Raw genomic sequence first — 14,850 nt, forward strand, 5'->3', positions numbered from 1 at the left:
AGCCTGCGCAATCCTGACCGGATGTCGCCCCTGCTGACAGAACCGTGTCAGGAGACCTCAGCTAAAAGGGTGTCCCAAAAAACCCGAGTTTGAGGATACGGCGATGATCGACAGCGGCTTTGAAACCACATCTCTGCGCATGACGCTTCTGCTGCTTGTCAGCTTCCAGGCCCCGGCAGCCGATGTCGACCGCATCATGGACGCCGTGGTCGCGATCGCGCCGCTGGCAATGGGCAAATACGACCGCAACGCCTATCAAACGGCGCACGGCATCGAACGCTACCGACCGCTGGAAGGTGCAGCCGCCGGGGTCGAAACCGAACTGCGCCGCCGCCCCGGCACCGTCGAGGTCTCGTTCGAGTTGCCCGACGACCAGGTGCTCGCCGCCCGCATCGTCGAGGCGATTTTCCAGGCGCATTCCTACCAGGAGCCGGTGATCCGCATCCAGCCAATCCTCGCCAGCCGCTCCAAGGGCCTGGACGACCGCGCCAATCCGAATCGCTGGTGGAACACCACAGGGGACTGGAAGAAAGCGCTTCCAGTTAAGGAAGAAGCCTAGAAATCCGGCCCGCTGAGGGGAAGCAGCGACCTTACCTTCTCCCGTTGTGAGGTGAGAAGCGGTCCGTAGCGGACGAAAAGCCAATTGCTTGCTTTTTCGAGATTCGAACGCCCTGAGCCTGCGAAGAGTTGTTCGGGGTGACCAATCCACCCTGCCGAACCCCGCCGCTTCGCAGCGTCCCGGCATTCGCCGGCCTATAGCCATGCTGTCCGTCTCATCCTCAGCCTCCATCGGGCCGATGATAAAACCGGACAACTCATGTGCTACCTAATCCGGACAACTCATGTGCTTACGACACAGGCAAGGCGTCGGGCTTGACTTTCCGGGCACGTTCTTTATGTGTCGCGCCAAGTTTCCCGCGTCCGGGTGTTTTCCCCCGCTCCAGCGGCCAAAACCCCACGAACATAACGGACTGATACAATGGCCAAAGCCGCAAACATCAAGATCAAGCTTCTGTCGACCGCCGACACCGGTTTCTTCTACGTGACCAGCAAGAACAGCCGTACCAAGACCGACAAGCTGTCGTTCCGCAAATACGACCCGGTCGCCAAGAAGCATGTCGAGTTCAAGGAAACCAAGATCAAGTAATCTGGTTTTCATACGCTCTGTCAAAAGCGCCGCCCTCCGGGCGGCGTTTTTGATTCAAGGCCCCGAAAGCCAGAACCCTCCGCTGTTTGGCGCGAAGTGCTCATCAAATTTTGGCAAAAAAGGGGGCCGGTCGGCGTATGGCAGCGGTACGAGGAGGCCACTATGTGCCAGCGCCGGCCGGCCGACCCCACGGACCCAGGAGATGCGGCGGACCTGAGCATCATGGGGTATTCGGCGAAGCGATGCGGCTGTCTACCCTCGCGCCGCATCGCCCTTGTTCTTGCACCGCACATTTGCGCAACAATGTTTGAAAATCAATAGTTTCTTAACCAAGCCTGCCGAATCGCTTGGATTAAGGTAAATTCCTAACCCTGTCCGATTGACTGCATAATCGGTGGTCTAGCCTACGCTGCCTTGGCGACGACCCGGTTGCGGCCGCCACTTTTGGCTTCGTAGAGCGCCACGTCGGCACGTTTCATCAACGCCGCGACCGTGTCCGCGCCCTTCAGAACCGATGACACGCCGACGCTGACCGTGACTTCGATCGCCTTGCCTTCAGGGCCGATGGCAAAGGGCAGCTGGGCGATTTCGGCGCGAATGCGCTCGGCAACCTTCTCCGCCACCGCGCCGTCCGTGTCCGGCATCACAACGACGAATTCCTCGCCGCCGAAGCGGCAGGCAAGGTCGATGCCCCTGACGTTCTTGCGCAGCCGCCTTGCGAACTCGCGCAGCACATCGTCGCCGCCATCATGGCCATGCGAGTCATTGACGGTCTTGAAGCGGTCCAGATCGGTGATCATCACCGACAGAGGCCGCCGCCGCGCCACGGCGCGGTCGAACAGCGTCTGCAAATGGCTGTCGAGGTAGCGGCGGTTGTGCAGCCCGGTCAATGCGTCGGTCACCGCCATCTCTATGGTCTGGGTGACGCTGGCGCGCAGCTGGTCGTTGTAGCGCTTGCGGCGCACCTGCGTGCGCAGCCGCGCCGTCAGCTCCTGCTGGTCGATCGGCCGCATCAGATAGTCGTTGATGCCGAGTTCGAGGCCTCTGATGATGCGGCCCTCCTCGCCTTCGTCGGCAATCAGGATGATCGGCAGGAAGCGGGTGCGGTCGAGCGAACGCAATTGCGAACACAACCGCAGCGGATCGAAATCGGTAAAACCGGTCGAGATCAGCACGCACTCATAGGGCGCCTCGGCGGCCTGGAAGAAGCCGGCATGCGGATCGGTGGCAATGTCGAGCTCGGCGCTGCCGCGCAGCATGTTCTGGATGCGCTCGAACGACGATTTGCGCTCGTCGATCAACAGCACCTTCGGCGTGGCGTCCTCCGACGCGAAGCTGCGGCTCAACAGCGCCTCGATGCCGATGTTGCGGGTGGTCGATGCGCGCAGCCGCAGCTCGTCGGTCAGCGACTTCAGCCTGACCAGGCTCTTCACCCGCGTCATCAGTTGCAGATCGTTGACCGGCTTGGTGAGAAAGTCGTCGGCGCCTGCCTCGAGGCCGCGCACCCGGTCGGCAACATGGCCCAGCGCGGTCACCATGACCACCGGTATATGCGCGGTCGCCGGATCGCTTTTCAGCCGCTTGCAGACCTCGAACCCGTCCATGCCGGGCATCATCACGTCGAGCAGCACGACATCGACCTTGCCGTTTTCGCAGGTCTCGATCGCGTCCGGCCCGTTGGAGGCCGTCAACACCTCGAAATATTCGGCCAGCAGCCGAACCTCGAGAAGTTTGACATTGGCAGGGATGTCGTCGACGACGAGGATCCGCGCGGTCATGTCACAAGGCTCCGGCTGAAGGCATCAGGCATCACCGAGATAGGATTTGATGGTCTCGATGAAACGCGGCACCGAGATCGGCTTGGAGATGTAGGCCTCGCAACCGCCCTGGCGAATGCGTTCCTCGTCGCCCTTCATGGCGAAGGCGGTGACGGCGATGACCGGAATGGAATGGAGGTCGTCGTCCTCCTTCAGCCATTTCGTCACTTCCAGCCCCGACACTTCGGGCAGCTGGATGTCCATCAGGATCAGGTCGGGCCTGTGCTGGCGCGCCAGATCGAGCGCCTCGAGCCCGTTGCGCGTGCGCACCGTCTCGTAACCGCTGGCTTCGATGAGGTCGCGAAAGAGCTTCATATTGAGCTCGTTGTCCTCGACGATCATGACCTTCTTAGGCATCGATTTCCCGTCCCGGCCAGGCTTCTGCCCGAAGCCCTGCCGCTATGCGCCCTTGTCGAAGCACACCAACCCTCGCTCACTCTTAAGGCAATATGATTGACGAAACGGAAACCCGAAACGGCAAAAGCCATTTGGATTCCACCTCGAAAACCACATTGGATCGGGGCTGTGGCTTGCCGCAGGCGACGCTTGCGATTACTGCGGAAAAGAGACTCATTTCCGCAACGAGAAGGTAGTGATGGCAAACGCAGCGTCAATGCGCGAGGAAGCGGGAACCATTGCCGTGAAGGCACTGGGCTTCGTCGCCGCCGACCCCGAACTCCTGCCGCGCTTCCTGGCCATCACCGGCATCGAGGCGTCCGCCATCCGCCGCGCCGCGGCCGAACCGGGATTCCTGGCCGGAGTGCTGCAGTTCATCCTTGCCCACGAGCCGACCTTGCTGCGCTTTGCCGAGCAAACCGGCACCCCCCCGGCCGCCATCGGCAAGGCGTTGCGCGCGCTGCCTCTTGGCGGCGACGACCATGAGCATTCGATATGAGCGACGATCCCGAGACGGCACGCCAGATCGCCGAACTTGCAGCCGACGACCGGCCTCTGCTGATCCTCGATGTCGACGATGTCGTGCTCGAATTCATCCGGCCGTTTCCGCATTTCCTGAAATCGCGCGGCTTCGGCCTGACGCTGGCCTCGTTCCGTCTCACCGGCAACATTGCCGAAACGGCGAGCGGCCGGCTGATCGAACAGCCGGAGGTGACGGCACTTCTCGGAGATTTCTTCGATACGCAGGCCGACTGGCAGAGCGTCACCGATGGTGCCGAACAAGCGCTTGCCAGCCTTGGCGACCGCGCCGAGATCGTCCTTTTGACCGCCATGCCGCACCGGCATCGCGCTGCGCGCCGCGCCCATCTCGATGCGCTCGGGCTGCCCTATCCGCTGTTGACCACCGAGATGGCCAAGGGACCGGCGGTGGCCAAATTGCGTGGTAGCAGAGGCCGGCCGGTAGCCTTTGTCGACGACCAGCCCGCCAACCTCATCTCGGCACGCAACTCGGTTGCCGACGCCCATCTCTTCCACCTGATGGCCGACAATTCGCTGCGCGCCTTCCTGCCGCCGGTGCCGGACGACATCATCTCCGTCGAGGACTGGCACGAAGCCGCGCCAAAGATTGCTAGCGCGCTGGGACTCTGAGTTAGCCGCCCCCGAGGTCAGTGCTCAAGGCTTCGTTGCTGTCCCAGGGATCGCATCCGGATCGGCGTTGTCTTCCACGACCGGATCAGGCCCCTTCAGCATCGCGCCGTTGACCGTCACCGACCCATCATGCCTGGCGTTGATCACCCATTCGATACGGCCGTCCGGCAGCGTCTTGGCGAATCCCTTAATCGCAAGCGCCCCTGTGAAAGCCTGCGAGGCCTCCGGGTCAGATTTAGCCGCCGCCTGCAAGGTTTCAACGATCTTGTCGTAGCCGGTTACGTTGACGGTCACGCTCGCATCCGGCTTCTTGCCGGGGAACGTCATTTCGCCCTCCATGGCGACCTCGATGTCGCCGTTCTTCACCGTGCTGTGCCCGAGAACGAATTTTGGTATCTTGGCCAGGAAATTGGCGGAAATCTCGTCGCCGAAATCTGGCGGCAGCGGTGGATCCTTGCTGAAATCGAGGGTGTCGATGGTTTTCCTGGCCATACTGTCGAGATCGATGTTGGCGCCGCCGAAATTCAGGTCGAGATCCGTCGGCAGCAACGCAACGGTCCAACTGGGCAGCATCTGCTGCGGTATTGTCAGGCCGGAAACCTTGAATGCGTAGCTGATCTTGCCGTCCTTGCTGATGCCGTCCATGCCGACAACGGTGTTCAGCTGCGCCGCGCCGAAATTGCCGGCATATGTTTCAATGGCAAGGTTTTTGAATGCGTAGGTCCCATCGATCCGTTCCCATAGCGGCAGCGCACCGAGCAGAAGCGTTTTGAACTCTGCTTGATCGGCCTTCAGCCGGGCCTCGTCCTCATGGGCGACGGCGAACGCCAAAAGATCCAGAAGCGGCTTGGTCTGAATGGCCTTAGCGGTCACGTTCACAGCGAGCTCCGGTGCCCGGAGCGCTGCGATTGACCGGTCATCGATTTTGACCGTTTCGACGAAGTCCGCCATCGCCTGTGTGAGTTTAAGATCGACGCCGCCGTTGGCCGACTTCCTGGCGTCAAATTTGGAAGAGCCCAGCCCCACGCTCAAATCGGTCAATTGACTGACTTGGCGCGACGTCATCGTCATGCCCGCAATCGAACTGGTGCCGCTGGTAAATGCCGCCAGTTCCGGGTCATAGACGCCCGTGAACTTGCCATCCTTGACAACGATTTGCCCGGTGTTCAGGCCATTTGGGCCATTTACCTCGATGGACCCAGTCGTAGAGAAATCCGAGGCGACATCCCAGCCTCCGTCGCTGCGCGGTTTGACCCGCAGCGTGACGGGCGGGAAATCGAACCGCTTCAGATCCTGCTTCGGCATCTTCGCCACAAGCGCCATCACATCGAAGGTGATCTTGTAGGCACCCTCCTCGGCTGAGATCTTCAAAATGCCTTCATTGAGCGCCTGTTTGCCGACATAGCGAGAGAGCTCATCGGAAAGTTGCTTGGCACCTTGGGCATCGACAGCCTGGCCAAAGGCAGGAGCGCTGAGGGCGAGAAGGAAAGCAAGCGGCAAGACACGGTTCACAAAATTCTCCATTTGACCAAAAAGGAACGCTTCGTTCGTCTGCTATGAAACCAACCTACAGCTTCCACAGGACATCAACAAACGCCGACGGGTAATTAGACTACAACACCAGCCGCATCAGCGGCCGTCCGGCCTTGCGTTCGACAAGCCGCTCGAAGCCGGCCCTTTCGAACACACGCGACGAGCCGACGAACAGCCCGATCGAACGCGAATCGCGCGACACGTCGATCGGACACGCCTCGACCAGCCGCGCCTTGTTCTGGCGGGCAAAAGCGATGCCGCCCTCGACCAGGCGGTGGCTGACGCCCCGGCCGCGCGCGCTGGCGCGGATGAAGAAGCAGGAGATGGCCCAGACGCCGGGATCTACGGCGTCGGTTGGATCGACCGGCGCCGAGCCCCGGCCCCGATTGTTCCATTCGGGCACGTCGGCGCGTGGACCGATCTGCATCCAGCCGACCGCCTGGCCGTCCTCGAAGGCCAAAAGCCCCGGCGGCGGCCCGGCCTCGATACGCGCCTTGATATGATCCTTGTTGCGCTGTTTGTCGCTGGCCCGCCGGACCGCCGGCGCCATCCGGAAATGCGTGCACCAGCACCCGTAACAGGCGCCCTGCTTGCCGAAAAGATCCTCGAAATCCGCCCACAGGTCGGGCGCCAGCGGCGCTATGGTCGTGCTCATGAGTTATCTCCCGGCTAACCGCTTGTGGCGGCTTCCGTCCTGACGTACCATTGCATCTGTTCTCTTTATGTTCGCAGCGATGGCGGCCCCTGTCAACAATCCCGAGCACGGTTTTTGCCGCGACTGCCTGACCTTTCAGCGCAGCGATACCAGGCGCTGTGAGCGTTGCGGCAGCCCTCGACTCACCCGCCATCCCGAGCTCTACCAGCTGCATCTGGCGCATATCGATTGCGACGCCTTCTATGCGGCGATCGAAAAGCGTGACAATCCGGCGCTGAAGGACAAGCCGCTGATCATCGGCGGCGGCAAGCGCGGCGTCGTCTCCACCGCCTGCTACATCGCCCGCATCAAGGGGGTGCGCTCGGCAATGCCGATGTTCAAGGCGCTCGAAGCCTGTCCGGAAGCGGTTGTCATCCCGCCCAATATGGAGAAATACGTCCGCGTCGGCCGCGAGGTCCGCGCGCTGATGCAGGCGCTGACGCCGCTGGTCGAGCCACTCTCCATCGACGAGGCGTTTCTCGACCTCGCCGGCACCGAGCGCCTGCACGGCATGCCGCCGGCAGTGGTGCTGGCACGCTTTGCGCAGACCGTCGAAAAGGAAATCGGCATCACCGTTTCGGCCGGCCTTTCCTACTGCAAGTTCCTGGCCAAGGTTGCCTCCGATTTCCGCAAGCCGCGCGGCTTTTCGGTGATCGGCGAAGCCGAGGCGCTGGGTTTCCTGGCCGAACAGCCGGTGACGCTGATCTGGGGCGTCGGCAAGGCTTTTGCCGCAACGCTAGAACGCGACGGCATCCGCAGCATCGCCCAGTTGCAGCGCATGGAGCGCGCCGATCTTATGCGCCGCTATGGCGTGATGGGCACCCGGCTCTACCATCTCTCGCGCGGCCAGGACGACCGCCGTGTCGATCCCGACCAGGATGCGAAAAGTGTGTCGGCCGAAACCACTTTCGACACCGACATAGCTGAAATGGGCGAACTGGTTCCAGTGCTGAGGGGATTGTCGGAAAAGGTCTCGGCGCGGCTGAAGAAGTCAGGCATTGCCGGGCGCACCGTGGTGCTGAAGCTGAAGACGCAGGATTTCAAGCTGCGCACCCGCAACCGCCAGCTCGGCGACCCGACAAGGCTGGCCGACCGTATTTTCCAGACCGGGCTCGACCTGTTGCGCAAGGAGGCGGACGGGACAAAGTACCGGCTGCTCGGCATCGGTGTCAGCGATCTCTCGGATGACGAGAAGGCCGATCCGCCCGATCTCGTCGACGTCGGCTCGCGCAAGCGCGCCATGGCCGAAAGCGCCATCGATACGCTGCGCGACAAGTTCGGCAAGAAGGCGGTGGAAACCGGCTACACCTTCGGTAAAGGCCGCAACGCCAACCCGCCGGAGCCGATCGAGGAGTGAGACGGCTTAGATACGCTTGAGATCGATGCGGCTCGTCACCACGTTGTTGCCGGTTTTCGGATCGACGTCGGTAACGGTCAACCGCATTCCGTCGCCGCTGGTTTTCTCGACCGTCAACCGCGCCTTGCGATCGCCATTGACCTCCGCCGCCCAGCGAATGCCGAGACTGATCGCGTTCCCGGAACGGCTGCCGGCGAGCTGTGCCGGCCCGGTGCGCGACCCGACATAGACGCCAGTATACTTCGCCCCGCGGGCCTTCAGATTGGCGCTGATGGCGCGCGTCACCACGACAAGACCACGGCAATTGCCGTCAAGCGACAATGAACTCGAGGTCGCGTCGGAATTGAAGGTGCAGGACACATTCACCGTCGGTGCGTCGGTGGTGACCTTGACTGTCCCCTTGCCGGAGAAATTCCCTTGCAAGGAGCTGAGAAAATTCGCCTCGTCGGCATCGGCCGTGGCGCTTGCAGTTACCAGGCAGCCGGCTAGCAGAAACCGCGCGAATGATTTCATCGGAATCTCTCCCCCGTTGATGTTGAAGAAACGATGCGTCCAGCAATTGGCCAATACCGGGAACCAACGCCTGCCGTTGCGTCAGGTTCCACTTCCAGCATGGCTGTTTTGCAACGGGTCTGGCCCAGTCGAATGCGTCGCCTAACGGTTGCGATAGAAGTCCCGGCTTGCGACATAGCGCCTATGGCACCTTCCCCATCGATCCCCAAAGCCGCGTTCTGGATGGCGCTGTCGATCGCCTCGTTTCTGGCGATGTCGGTCGCCGGCCGCGCAACCACCGCCGAGCTCAACGTCTTCCAGGTGCTGGAACTGCGCTCGGTGATCGGCTTCTTCATCCTGTTGCCGCTGGTGACGATGAGCGGCGGATTCGCCGCAATGCGCACGCAGCGCCCGTTGGCCCATATCGCTCGCAATGTCATCCACTATACGGGCCAGGCGGCATGGCTCTATGCGCTGACGCTGATCCCGCTTGCGGTGCTCATATCGATCGAATTCACCACGCCGATCTGGACCGCGATCCTGGCGGTGACCTTTCTTGGCGAAAGGCTCTCCCGCCCGAAAATTGCGGCGGTCGTGCTTGGCCTGATCGGCGTGGTGGTCATCGTTCGCCCCGGCGTCGGCTCCATGGATCCGGGTCACCTCGTCGTTCTCGGCGCGGCCGTGTGCTTTGGCGTATCGGTGGTGTTGGTCAAGTCGCTGACCCGCACGGACAGTGTCGTGCGCATCATCTTCTGGATGCTGATCATCCAGTCAGTGGTCGGCCTGATCCCGGCGCTTTATGAATGGCGCAACCCACCGCTCGAACTCTGGCCATGGATCCTGCTGATTGCCTTCACCGGCATGTCGTCGCATTTCTGCATGGCGCGTGCCCTCACCTATGCCGACGCTACGGTGATTTCACCGATGGATTTCCTGCGCATGCCACTGTCGGCGCTGATCGGCTGGCTGCTCTACAGCGAACAGATCGACATCTTTACAGCCGGCGGCGCCCTGCTGATCCTGATGGGCAACCTGCTCAACCTGCAGCGCAAGGCGCCAAAGCCGGCCGAGGTCGCGGCCTCGTAGCGGTCGGTCAATTCCCCTCATCCGGTATGTTGAGAAGATGCCCGCAGGCCTTGCAGTGCACGGCGTCCGGCTCATGCCGTTGCAGTCCGCACTGCGGACAGGGAAAGAACACCTTGGCGGGTCGGAAGATCGCTGTCGCCAGCCTGACGAACAGCGAGATGCCGATGATCATGGTGACGATTGCGGTCAGCTTGCCGGCAATTCCCGGCAGCACGATGTCGCCGAAACCGGTCGTCGTCACCGTGGCAACGGTGAAATAAAGAGCATCGACATAGTTTTCGAGGCCGGCGCCGGAGCGGAAGAAGAAGGTGTAGACGAAACCGGTGATGACGAAGAGAAACGTCAAAAGGTTGATGACCGCCTGGCTCGCCTCGCGCCATGGCCTTAGCCCGCGCATCTCGAAATGCCGCCACAGCGAGCCGCTGCGCGACAGCGACCACAGCCGCAGGATGCGCAGGAACGCCAGATTTGCCAGCGCCGTCGGCATCAGCAGCGTCAGAAGGATGAAGACATCGACCCAGGATGTCGGCTGTTTCATCAGCCGCAGCATGTCGTTGGAGGCTAACAGCCGGGCAATCAGGTCGGCGGCGACCAATGCGGCGACGGTATAGTCGAGCCACAGGAATGACGGCTTGTCCTGGAGCACCGGCGTGGCAACGAAGAAGGCGATGATGGCGAGGTCGATGATGACCGCCACCAGCTGAAACCGGAACGCCGCCGGCGTGCGTCCGTGATAGAGCTTGCGCAGCCGGTCACGCAGCCGCGCCATCGCTGAGCTTTGCTGCAATCCGTCCTTCTCGGCTGCTTTCATCACCAAGTGCGTAACTGTCCCAGCCGGGGCCGTCTAGAGCATGATCCCAAAAAGTGGGTGCCGGTTTTTGGAAAAGATCATGCTCCAACAAAGGGTTAGATCATGATGAGATTTCAACCAAATCTCATCATGATCTANCCGGTTTTTGGAAAAGATCATGCTCCAACAAAGGGTTAGATCATGATGAGATTTCAACCAAATCTCATCATGATCTGACCCGGTGATCGTCACCCCTCCACCACCTTGCCGTCCGGCCCGACGAGGCGCCAGGCCGAGGCGGTGTCGTAGACGAACCGCTCCTCCGCAATCCGGTCACCACGCCAGCGCTGCAGGGCCACCTCTTCCAGCCGGCGCACGGTGCCGGCCTTGTCGACACGGTCGAAGGTCCAGCGGATGGCGACATTGTCGCCATCGACCAGGAATGTCTGGACAGGATGGGTGTGCATCTTCTCGATCCGATCGAGTGCTGCCTGCTCATGCGCCATCAGTGTTTCCTTGCCGCGCCGCGGGACGCCGAGATTTTCCTGCATGGTGGCATCGTCATGGTAGAAGTCGGCGATCGCTTTGACGTGGCTGCCTTCGACCACCTCCTTGAGGAAGGCTTCGACGCGTTCGCGGCTGGGCATGATTGTGCGTTCCTTTGAAGTTTCTGCTCAACGCATGTGGTTCAAAGGAAGGTCAGGTCAACCACGCCCCGCACGCTGGCCCTATCGGCTGCAATGTCAGGCCCAGAGCATCTTTATGCCGTCATGCACTGGCCGACGTCGATGCGATTGCCGTGTATATCAGCGCAGCCTAGACGAGCTCGACTTCGACCACACCCGGCACCGCGCGCATGGCCGACGCGATCTGCGGCGAGATGCGGTAGCGGTTGGGCAATTCGATCTCGATCTCGCCCTGCGCCTCTTCTTTGATGACGATAATGCTTACCTGACTTTCCCCACGCTGGGTAAGCTGCGATTGAATCGCCGACGCAGGCCCGTCATTTCGAACGAAGATGCGCAGCGCCTTCTGGATACGGCTGGCCTCATCCTCCAGCGACTGCACCGTCTGGATGCGCAGATTGACCCCTTCGGGCCTATCCTCGGCGGAAACGGTGATCACCACCGAACGTCCGGGCTCGAGCAGATCGCGATACTGCGCCAACCCTTCCGAAAACAGCACGGCTTCATATTGGCCAGATGTGTCGGAAAAGGCGATGACGCCCATCTTGTTGCCGGTTCGGGTCTTGCGCTCCTGCTTGGTGGTGACGGTGCCGGCGAGCCGGCCCGCGGCGGCACCGCGTTTGACCGCAGCCGAGAACTCGCCCCAGTTCTGCACGCGCATCTTCTGCAGGGCCGCCTTGTACTCGTCGAGCGGATGCGCCGAAAGATAGAAGCCGACGACCTGGAATTCACGGTGCAGCCGGTCGGCGGCAAGCCACGGATCGGTCTGCGGCAAATTGAGCGCCTGCTGCTGCGCGCCGAGCGACGCGCCGAAAATGTCGTGCTGGCCCGAAATGGCATTCTGCTGCGCCAGCGAAGCCAGCCCCATCATCCGTTCGACGCCGGCCATCATCTGGGCGCGGTCGTGGCCGAAGCAGTCGAGCGCGCCGGCCATGATCAGGCTTTCGAAGACGCGCTTGCCGACGATCTTGGGATCGACCCTTTCACAGAAATCGGCGAGATTCTTGAACGGCTTTTCGCCGCGCATGGCGACGATGTGCTCGACCGCAGCGTCGCCGACGCCCTTGAGGGCCGCCAGCGAATAGTAAATGCGGTTCTCGCCGACCTCGAAATTGCGGAAGCTGGTCATCACCGACGGCGCCACCACCTCGATGCCGAGACGCAGCGCATCCTGGCGGAAATCGGCGAGTTTGTCGGTATTGCCCATGTCGAGCGTCATCGACGCCGCCAGGAACTCGACGGGGTAATGCGCCTTGAGATAGGCGGTCTGGTAGGACACGACGGCGTAGGCGGCCGCGTGCGATTTGTTGAAGCCGTAGTCGGCGAACTTGGCCAGAAGGTCGAAGATGAAGTCGGCCTGCGGCTTGCCGACGCCGCGTTCGACCGCACCGGTGACGAAGCGCTCGCGCTGCTTGTCCATTTCGGCGCGGATCTTCTTGCCCATCGCGCGACGCAGCAGATCGGCTTCGCCGAGCGAATAGCCCGACAGCTCCTGCGCGATCTGCATCACCTGTTCCTGGTAGACGATGACGCCTTGCGTCTCCTTCACCAGATGGTCGATCTTGGGATGGATCGATGCCATCTCCTCTTCGCCATGCTTTCTGGCGTTGTAGGTCGGGATGTTCTCCATCGGGCCGGGACGGTAGAGCGCCACCAGCGCGATGATGTCCTCGATGCAGTCGGGCCGCATGCCGATCAGCGCCTTGCGCATGCCGGCACTTTCCACCTGGAACACACCGACCACTTCGCCGCGCGACAGCATGGCGTAGGTTTCAGGATCGTCGAGCGGGATCGTCGCCAGGTCGATCTCGATGCCGCGCCGGCGGATCAGCTTCACCGCCGTCTCCAGCACCGTCAGCGTCTTCAGGCCGAGGAAGTCGAATTTTACCAGCCCGGCCTGCTCGACATATTTCATGTTGAACTGGGTGACCGGCATGTCGGAGCGCGGATCGCGGTACATCGGCACCAGTTCCGACAAGGGCCGGTCGCCGATCACGATGCCGGCGGCGTGCGTCGAAGCGTGGCGGTAGAGCCCTTCCAGCTTTTGCGCCATATCGAGCAGCGTCTGCACGATCGGCTCCTTCTCGGCCTCCTCGGCAAAGCGCGGCTCGTTGGCGATGGCATCCGCCAGCTTGACCGGATTGGCCGGGTTCTGCGGCACCATCTTGGAGAGCTTGTCGACTTGGCCGTAAGGCATTTGCAGCACGCGGCCGACGTCGCGCAGCACCGCGCGCGCCTGCAGCGTACCGAAGGTGATGATTTGTCCCACCTGGTCGCGGCCATATTTCTGCTGGACGTAGCGGATGACCTCTTCGCGCCGATCCTGGCAGAAGTCGATGTCGAAGTCGGGCATCGACACGCGGTCCGGATTGAGGAAGCGCTCGAACAGCAGCGAGAAGCGCAGCGGATCGATATCGGTGATGGTGGTGGAATAAGCGACCAGCGATCCGGCGCCCGAACCACGGCCCGGCCCGACCGGAATGCCTTGCGCCTTCGCCCATTTGATGAAGTCGGCGACGATCAGGAAGTAACCGGGAAATTTCATCTTCTCGATGATGGAGAGCTCGAAATCGAGCCGCTCGCGGTATTGTTCGACCGTGTAGCCGGCGGTGGGTCCATGCGCCGCCAGCCGGGCGTCGAGACCTTCATGGGCCTGCCGGCGCAGTTCATCGGCCTCCGCTTTCAGCGCCACCTCATTGTCGGCGACATCGCCGCCGGTAAAGCGTGGCAGGATCGGATTGCGGGTCTTGGGATAATAGGAACAGCGCAGCGCGATCTCGACGGTGTTGTCGGTCGCTTCCGGCAGGTCGGCGAACAGCCGCGCCATATCCGCCTGGCTGCGCAGGAAATTGTCCGAAGTCAGCCGGCGACGGTTGTCGGCGGCAACCACCGAACCCTCGGCAATGGCGATCAGAGCATCATGCGCGTCATAGTCGTCGCGGGCGGCGAAGAACGCCTCATTCGTGGCGACCAGCGGCAGATCATGGATATAGGCAAGGTCGACCGATGATTTCTCGATAGCGCGGTCATAACCGGAAACACGGTCCAGCTCGACATAGAGCCGGTCGCCGAACAGCGCCTTGAGTGCCAGAAGCCGCGTCTCGGCAAGATCTCGGCGATCCTCCTTCAGCGCCCGGCCGATCGGGCCGCGCGGCCCGCCGCTGAGGCAGATCAGGCCATCGCTATGGCCTTCCAGCATTGCTGACGTCAGATGCACGGGCTCGCCCGGCGGCGTCTCCAGATAGACCTGGCTGACCAGCCTGACGAGGTTGCTGTAGCCGGCCTCGGTGGCGGCGAGCAGCACCACGGCGTGCATCTCCGGACCATGGCGGCGGCGGTCGCGCTGCGCGTCGCTGGTCTCGCCGGAAAAGGCGAGATCGATCTGGCAACCGATAATCGGCTGGATGCCTTCCTTCACCGCCTTCTGGGCAAATTCCAGCGCGCCGAACAGATTGTTTGTGTCGGTGACTGCGATTGCCGGGCACTCGTCCTTGACGGCATGACCGACAACGGCGGCGACCTGCAAGGCGCCCTCGAGCAGCGAATACGCCGAATGCACCCGCAGATGGATGAACGGCCGCGCCGGCGCCTCCGGGCGCGCAGCAGCGAGCGCTGCTTCGCGCCTCAGGGGATCGCGTGGAAGTTTGTCATCCGCCATGATGTTTCAAATTGCTCGAAGGGCTTTGAGTCGATGGAGATGTAT

14 protein-coding genes are annotated in these 14,850 nt (G+C 61.9%); 6 read left to right on the plus strand and 8 right to left on the minus strand.

The annotated features are described in order from the left end of the window. Positions 1-103 precede the first annotated feature (103 nt). Entirely contained in the window at positions 104-559 is a 456-nt protein-coding gene (locus tag X726_RS165830; protein ID WP_023667572.1) for a hypothetical protein, read from the plus strand. A 420-nt stretch (positions 560-979) separates the two neighbouring features. After that, positions 980-1,147 (plus strand): 50S ribosomal protein L33, encoded by a 168-nt coding sequence (gene rpmG / locus X726_RS165825; protein ID WP_006201775.1) that lies wholly within the window; start codon positions 980-982, stop codon positions 1,145-1,147. A 404-nt stretch (positions 1,148-1,551) separates the two neighbouring features. Here the strand turns inward: rpmG and X726_RS165820 are convergent, their stop codons facing one another. Together X726_RS165820 and X726_RS165815 are read right to left on the minus strand one after the other, a co-directional pair. After that, the gene (locus tag X726_RS165820) at positions 1,552-2,925 is read right to left on the minus strand and encodes a PleD family two-component system response regulator (RefSeq protein ID WP_023667573.1); all 1,374 of its coding nucleotides are present in this window, start codon (positions 2,923-2,925) and stop codon (positions 1,552-1,554) included. 24 nt (positions 2,926-2,949) lie between these two features. Beyond that, positions 2,950-3,321 (minus strand): response regulator, encoded by a 372-nt coding sequence (locus X726_RS165815; RefSeq protein ID WP_023667574.1) that lies wholly within the window; start codon positions 3,319-3,321, stop codon positions 2,950-2,952. 238 nt (positions 3,322-3,559) lie between these two features. Between X726_RS165815 and X726_RS165810 the strand changes: the two genes are divergently transcribed. Continuing rightward, positions 3,560-3,859: a DUF3572 domain-containing protein gene (locus X726_RS165810; RefSeq protein WP_023667575.1), complete on the plus strand. Its 300-nt coding sequence runs from the start codon at positions 3,560-3,562 to the stop codon at positions 3,857-3,859. Then, positions 3,856-4,509, plus strand: a complete 654-nt coding sequence (locus tag X726_RS165805) for a hypothetical protein (protein ID WP_023667576.1) — start codon at positions 3,856-3,858, stop codon at positions 4,507-4,509. The genes X726_RS165810 and X726_RS165805 overlap by 4 nt, the downstream gene beginning before the upstream one ends. Positions 4,510-4,533: 24 nt before the next feature. On the opposite strand, the gene X726_RS165800 is transcribed toward X726_RS165805, so the two are convergent. Together X726_RS165800 and X726_RS165795 are read right to left on the minus strand one after the other, a co-directional pair. Beyond that, the gene (locus tag X726_RS165800) at positions 4,534-6,021 is read right to left on the minus strand and encodes a hypothetical protein (protein WP_023667577.1); all 1,488 of its coding nucleotides are present in this window, start codon (positions 6,019-6,021) and stop codon (positions 4,534-4,536) included. 100 nt (positions 6,022-6,121) lie between these two features. Then, the gene (locus X726_RS165795) at positions 6,122-6,697 is read right to left on the minus strand and encodes a GNAT family N-acetyltransferase (protein WP_023667578.1); all 576 of its coding nucleotides are present in this window, start codon (positions 6,695-6,697) and stop codon (positions 6,122-6,124) included. A gap of 67 nt (positions 6,698-6,764) precedes the next feature. Between X726_RS165795 and X726_RS165790 the strand changes: the two genes are divergently transcribed. Continuing rightward, the gene (locus X726_RS165790) at positions 6,765-8,093 is read left to right on the plus strand and encodes a DNA polymerase IV (protein ID WP_023667579.1); all 1,329 of its coding nucleotides are present in this window, start codon (positions 6,765-6,767) and stop codon (positions 8,091-8,093) included. Between the two features lie 6 nt (positions 8,094-8,099). Here X726_RS165790 and X726_RS165785 read toward each other — a convergent pair whose 3' ends face one another. Further along, positions 8,100-8,606 (minus strand): hypothetical protein, encoded by a 507-nt coding sequence (locus X726_RS165785; protein ID WP_023667580.1) that lies wholly within the window; start codon positions 8,604-8,606, stop codon positions 8,100-8,102. A 183-nt stretch (positions 8,607-8,789) separates the two neighbouring features. On the opposite strand from X726_RS165785, the gene X726_RS165780 reads away from it, so the two are divergent. Further along, entirely contained in the window at positions 8,790-9,671 is an 882-nt protein-coding gene (locus X726_RS165780) for a DMT family transporter (protein ID WP_023667581.1), read from the plus strand. A gap of 7 nt (positions 9,672-9,678) precedes the next feature. Here X726_RS165780 and X726_RS165775 read toward each other — a convergent pair whose 3' ends face one another. The 3 genes from X726_RS165775 to dnaE form a co-directional block, all read right to left on the minus strand. Then, entirely contained in the window at positions 9,679-10,482 is an 804-nt protein-coding gene (locus X726_RS165775; protein ID WP_023667582.1) for a potassium channel family protein, read from the minus strand. 227 nt (positions 10,483-10,709) lie between these two features. Beyond that, positions 10,710-11,108, minus strand: coding sequence for a nuclear transport factor 2 family protein (locus X726_RS165770; protein WP_023667583.1), 399 nt, complete (start codon positions 11,106-11,108; stop codon positions 10,710-10,712). A 169-nt stretch (positions 11,109-11,277) separates the two neighbouring features. Next, a complete protein-coding gene (gene dnaE, locus X726_RS165765) occupies positions 11,278-14,805 on the minus strand; it encodes a DNA polymerase III subunit alpha (protein ID WP_023667584.1) in 3,528 nt (1,175 codons plus the stop codon). Between the last annotated feature and the right edge of the window lie 45 nt (positions 14,806-14,850).

Origin of the sequence: Mesorhizobium sp. LSJC285A00 (assembly GCF_000503155.1) — a bacterium.
Classification (GTDB): domain Bacteria; phylum Pseudomonadota; class Alphaproteobacteria; order Rhizobiales; family Rhizobiaceae; genus Mesorhizobium.

What these genes read in the sequence shown, in the direction of transcription:
- X726_RS165775 (WP_023667582.1), bottom strand. Translation starts at nt 10,482, where the DNA reads ATGAAAGCAGCCGAGAAGGACGGATTGCAGCAAAGCTCAGCGATGGCG.
- X726_RS165810 (WP_023667575.1), top strand. Translation starts at nt 3,560, where the DNA reads ATGGCAAACGCAGCGTCAATGCGCGAGGAAGCGGGAACCATTGCCGTG.
- dnaE (WP_023667584.1), bottom strand. Translation starts at nt 14,805, where the DNA reads ATGGCGGATGACAAACTTCCACGCGATCCCCTGAGGCGCGAAGCAGCG.
- X726_RS165785 (WP_023667580.1), bottom strand. Translation starts at nt 8,606, where the DNA reads ATGAAATCATTCGCGCGGTTTCTGCTAGCCGGCTGCCTGGTAACTGCA.
- X726_RS165770 (WP_023667583.1), bottom strand. Translation starts at nt 11,108, where the DNA reads ATGCCCAGCCGCGAACGCGTCGAAGCCTTCCTCAAGGAGGTGGTCGAA.
- X726_RS165815 (WP_023667574.1), bottom strand. Translation starts at nt 3,321, where the DNA reads ATGCCTAAGAAGGTCATGATCGTCGAGGACAACGAGCTCAATATGAAG.
- X726_RS165795 (WP_023667578.1), bottom strand. Translation starts at nt 6,697, where the DNA reads ATGAGCACGACCATAGCGCCGCTGGCGCCCGACCTGTGGGCGGATTTC.
- X726_RS165780 (WP_023667581.1), top strand. Translation starts at nt 8,790, where the DNA reads ATGGCACCTTCCCCATCGATCCCCAAAGCCGCGTTCTGGATGGCGCTG.
- X726_RS165830 (WP_023667572.1), top strand. Translation starts at nt 104, where the DNA reads ATGATCGACAGCGGCTTTGAAACCACATCTCTGCGCATGACGCTTCTG.
- X726_RS165820 (WP_023667573.1), bottom strand. Translation starts at nt 2,925, where the DNA reads ATGACCGCGCGGATCCTCGTCGTCGACGACATCCCTGCCAATGTCAAA.
- X726_RS165805 (WP_023667576.1), top strand. Translation starts at nt 3,856, where the DNA reads ATGAGCGACGATCCCGAGACGGCACGCCAGATCGCCGAACTTGCAGCC.
- rpmG (WP_006201775.1), top strand. Translation starts at nt 980, where the DNA reads ATGGCCAAAGCCGCAAACATCAAGATCAAGCTTCTGTCGACCGCCGAC.
- X726_RS165790 (WP_023667579.1), top strand. Translation starts at nt 6,765, where the DNA reads ATGTTCGCAGCGATGGCGGCCCCTGTCAACAATCCCGAGCACGGTTTT.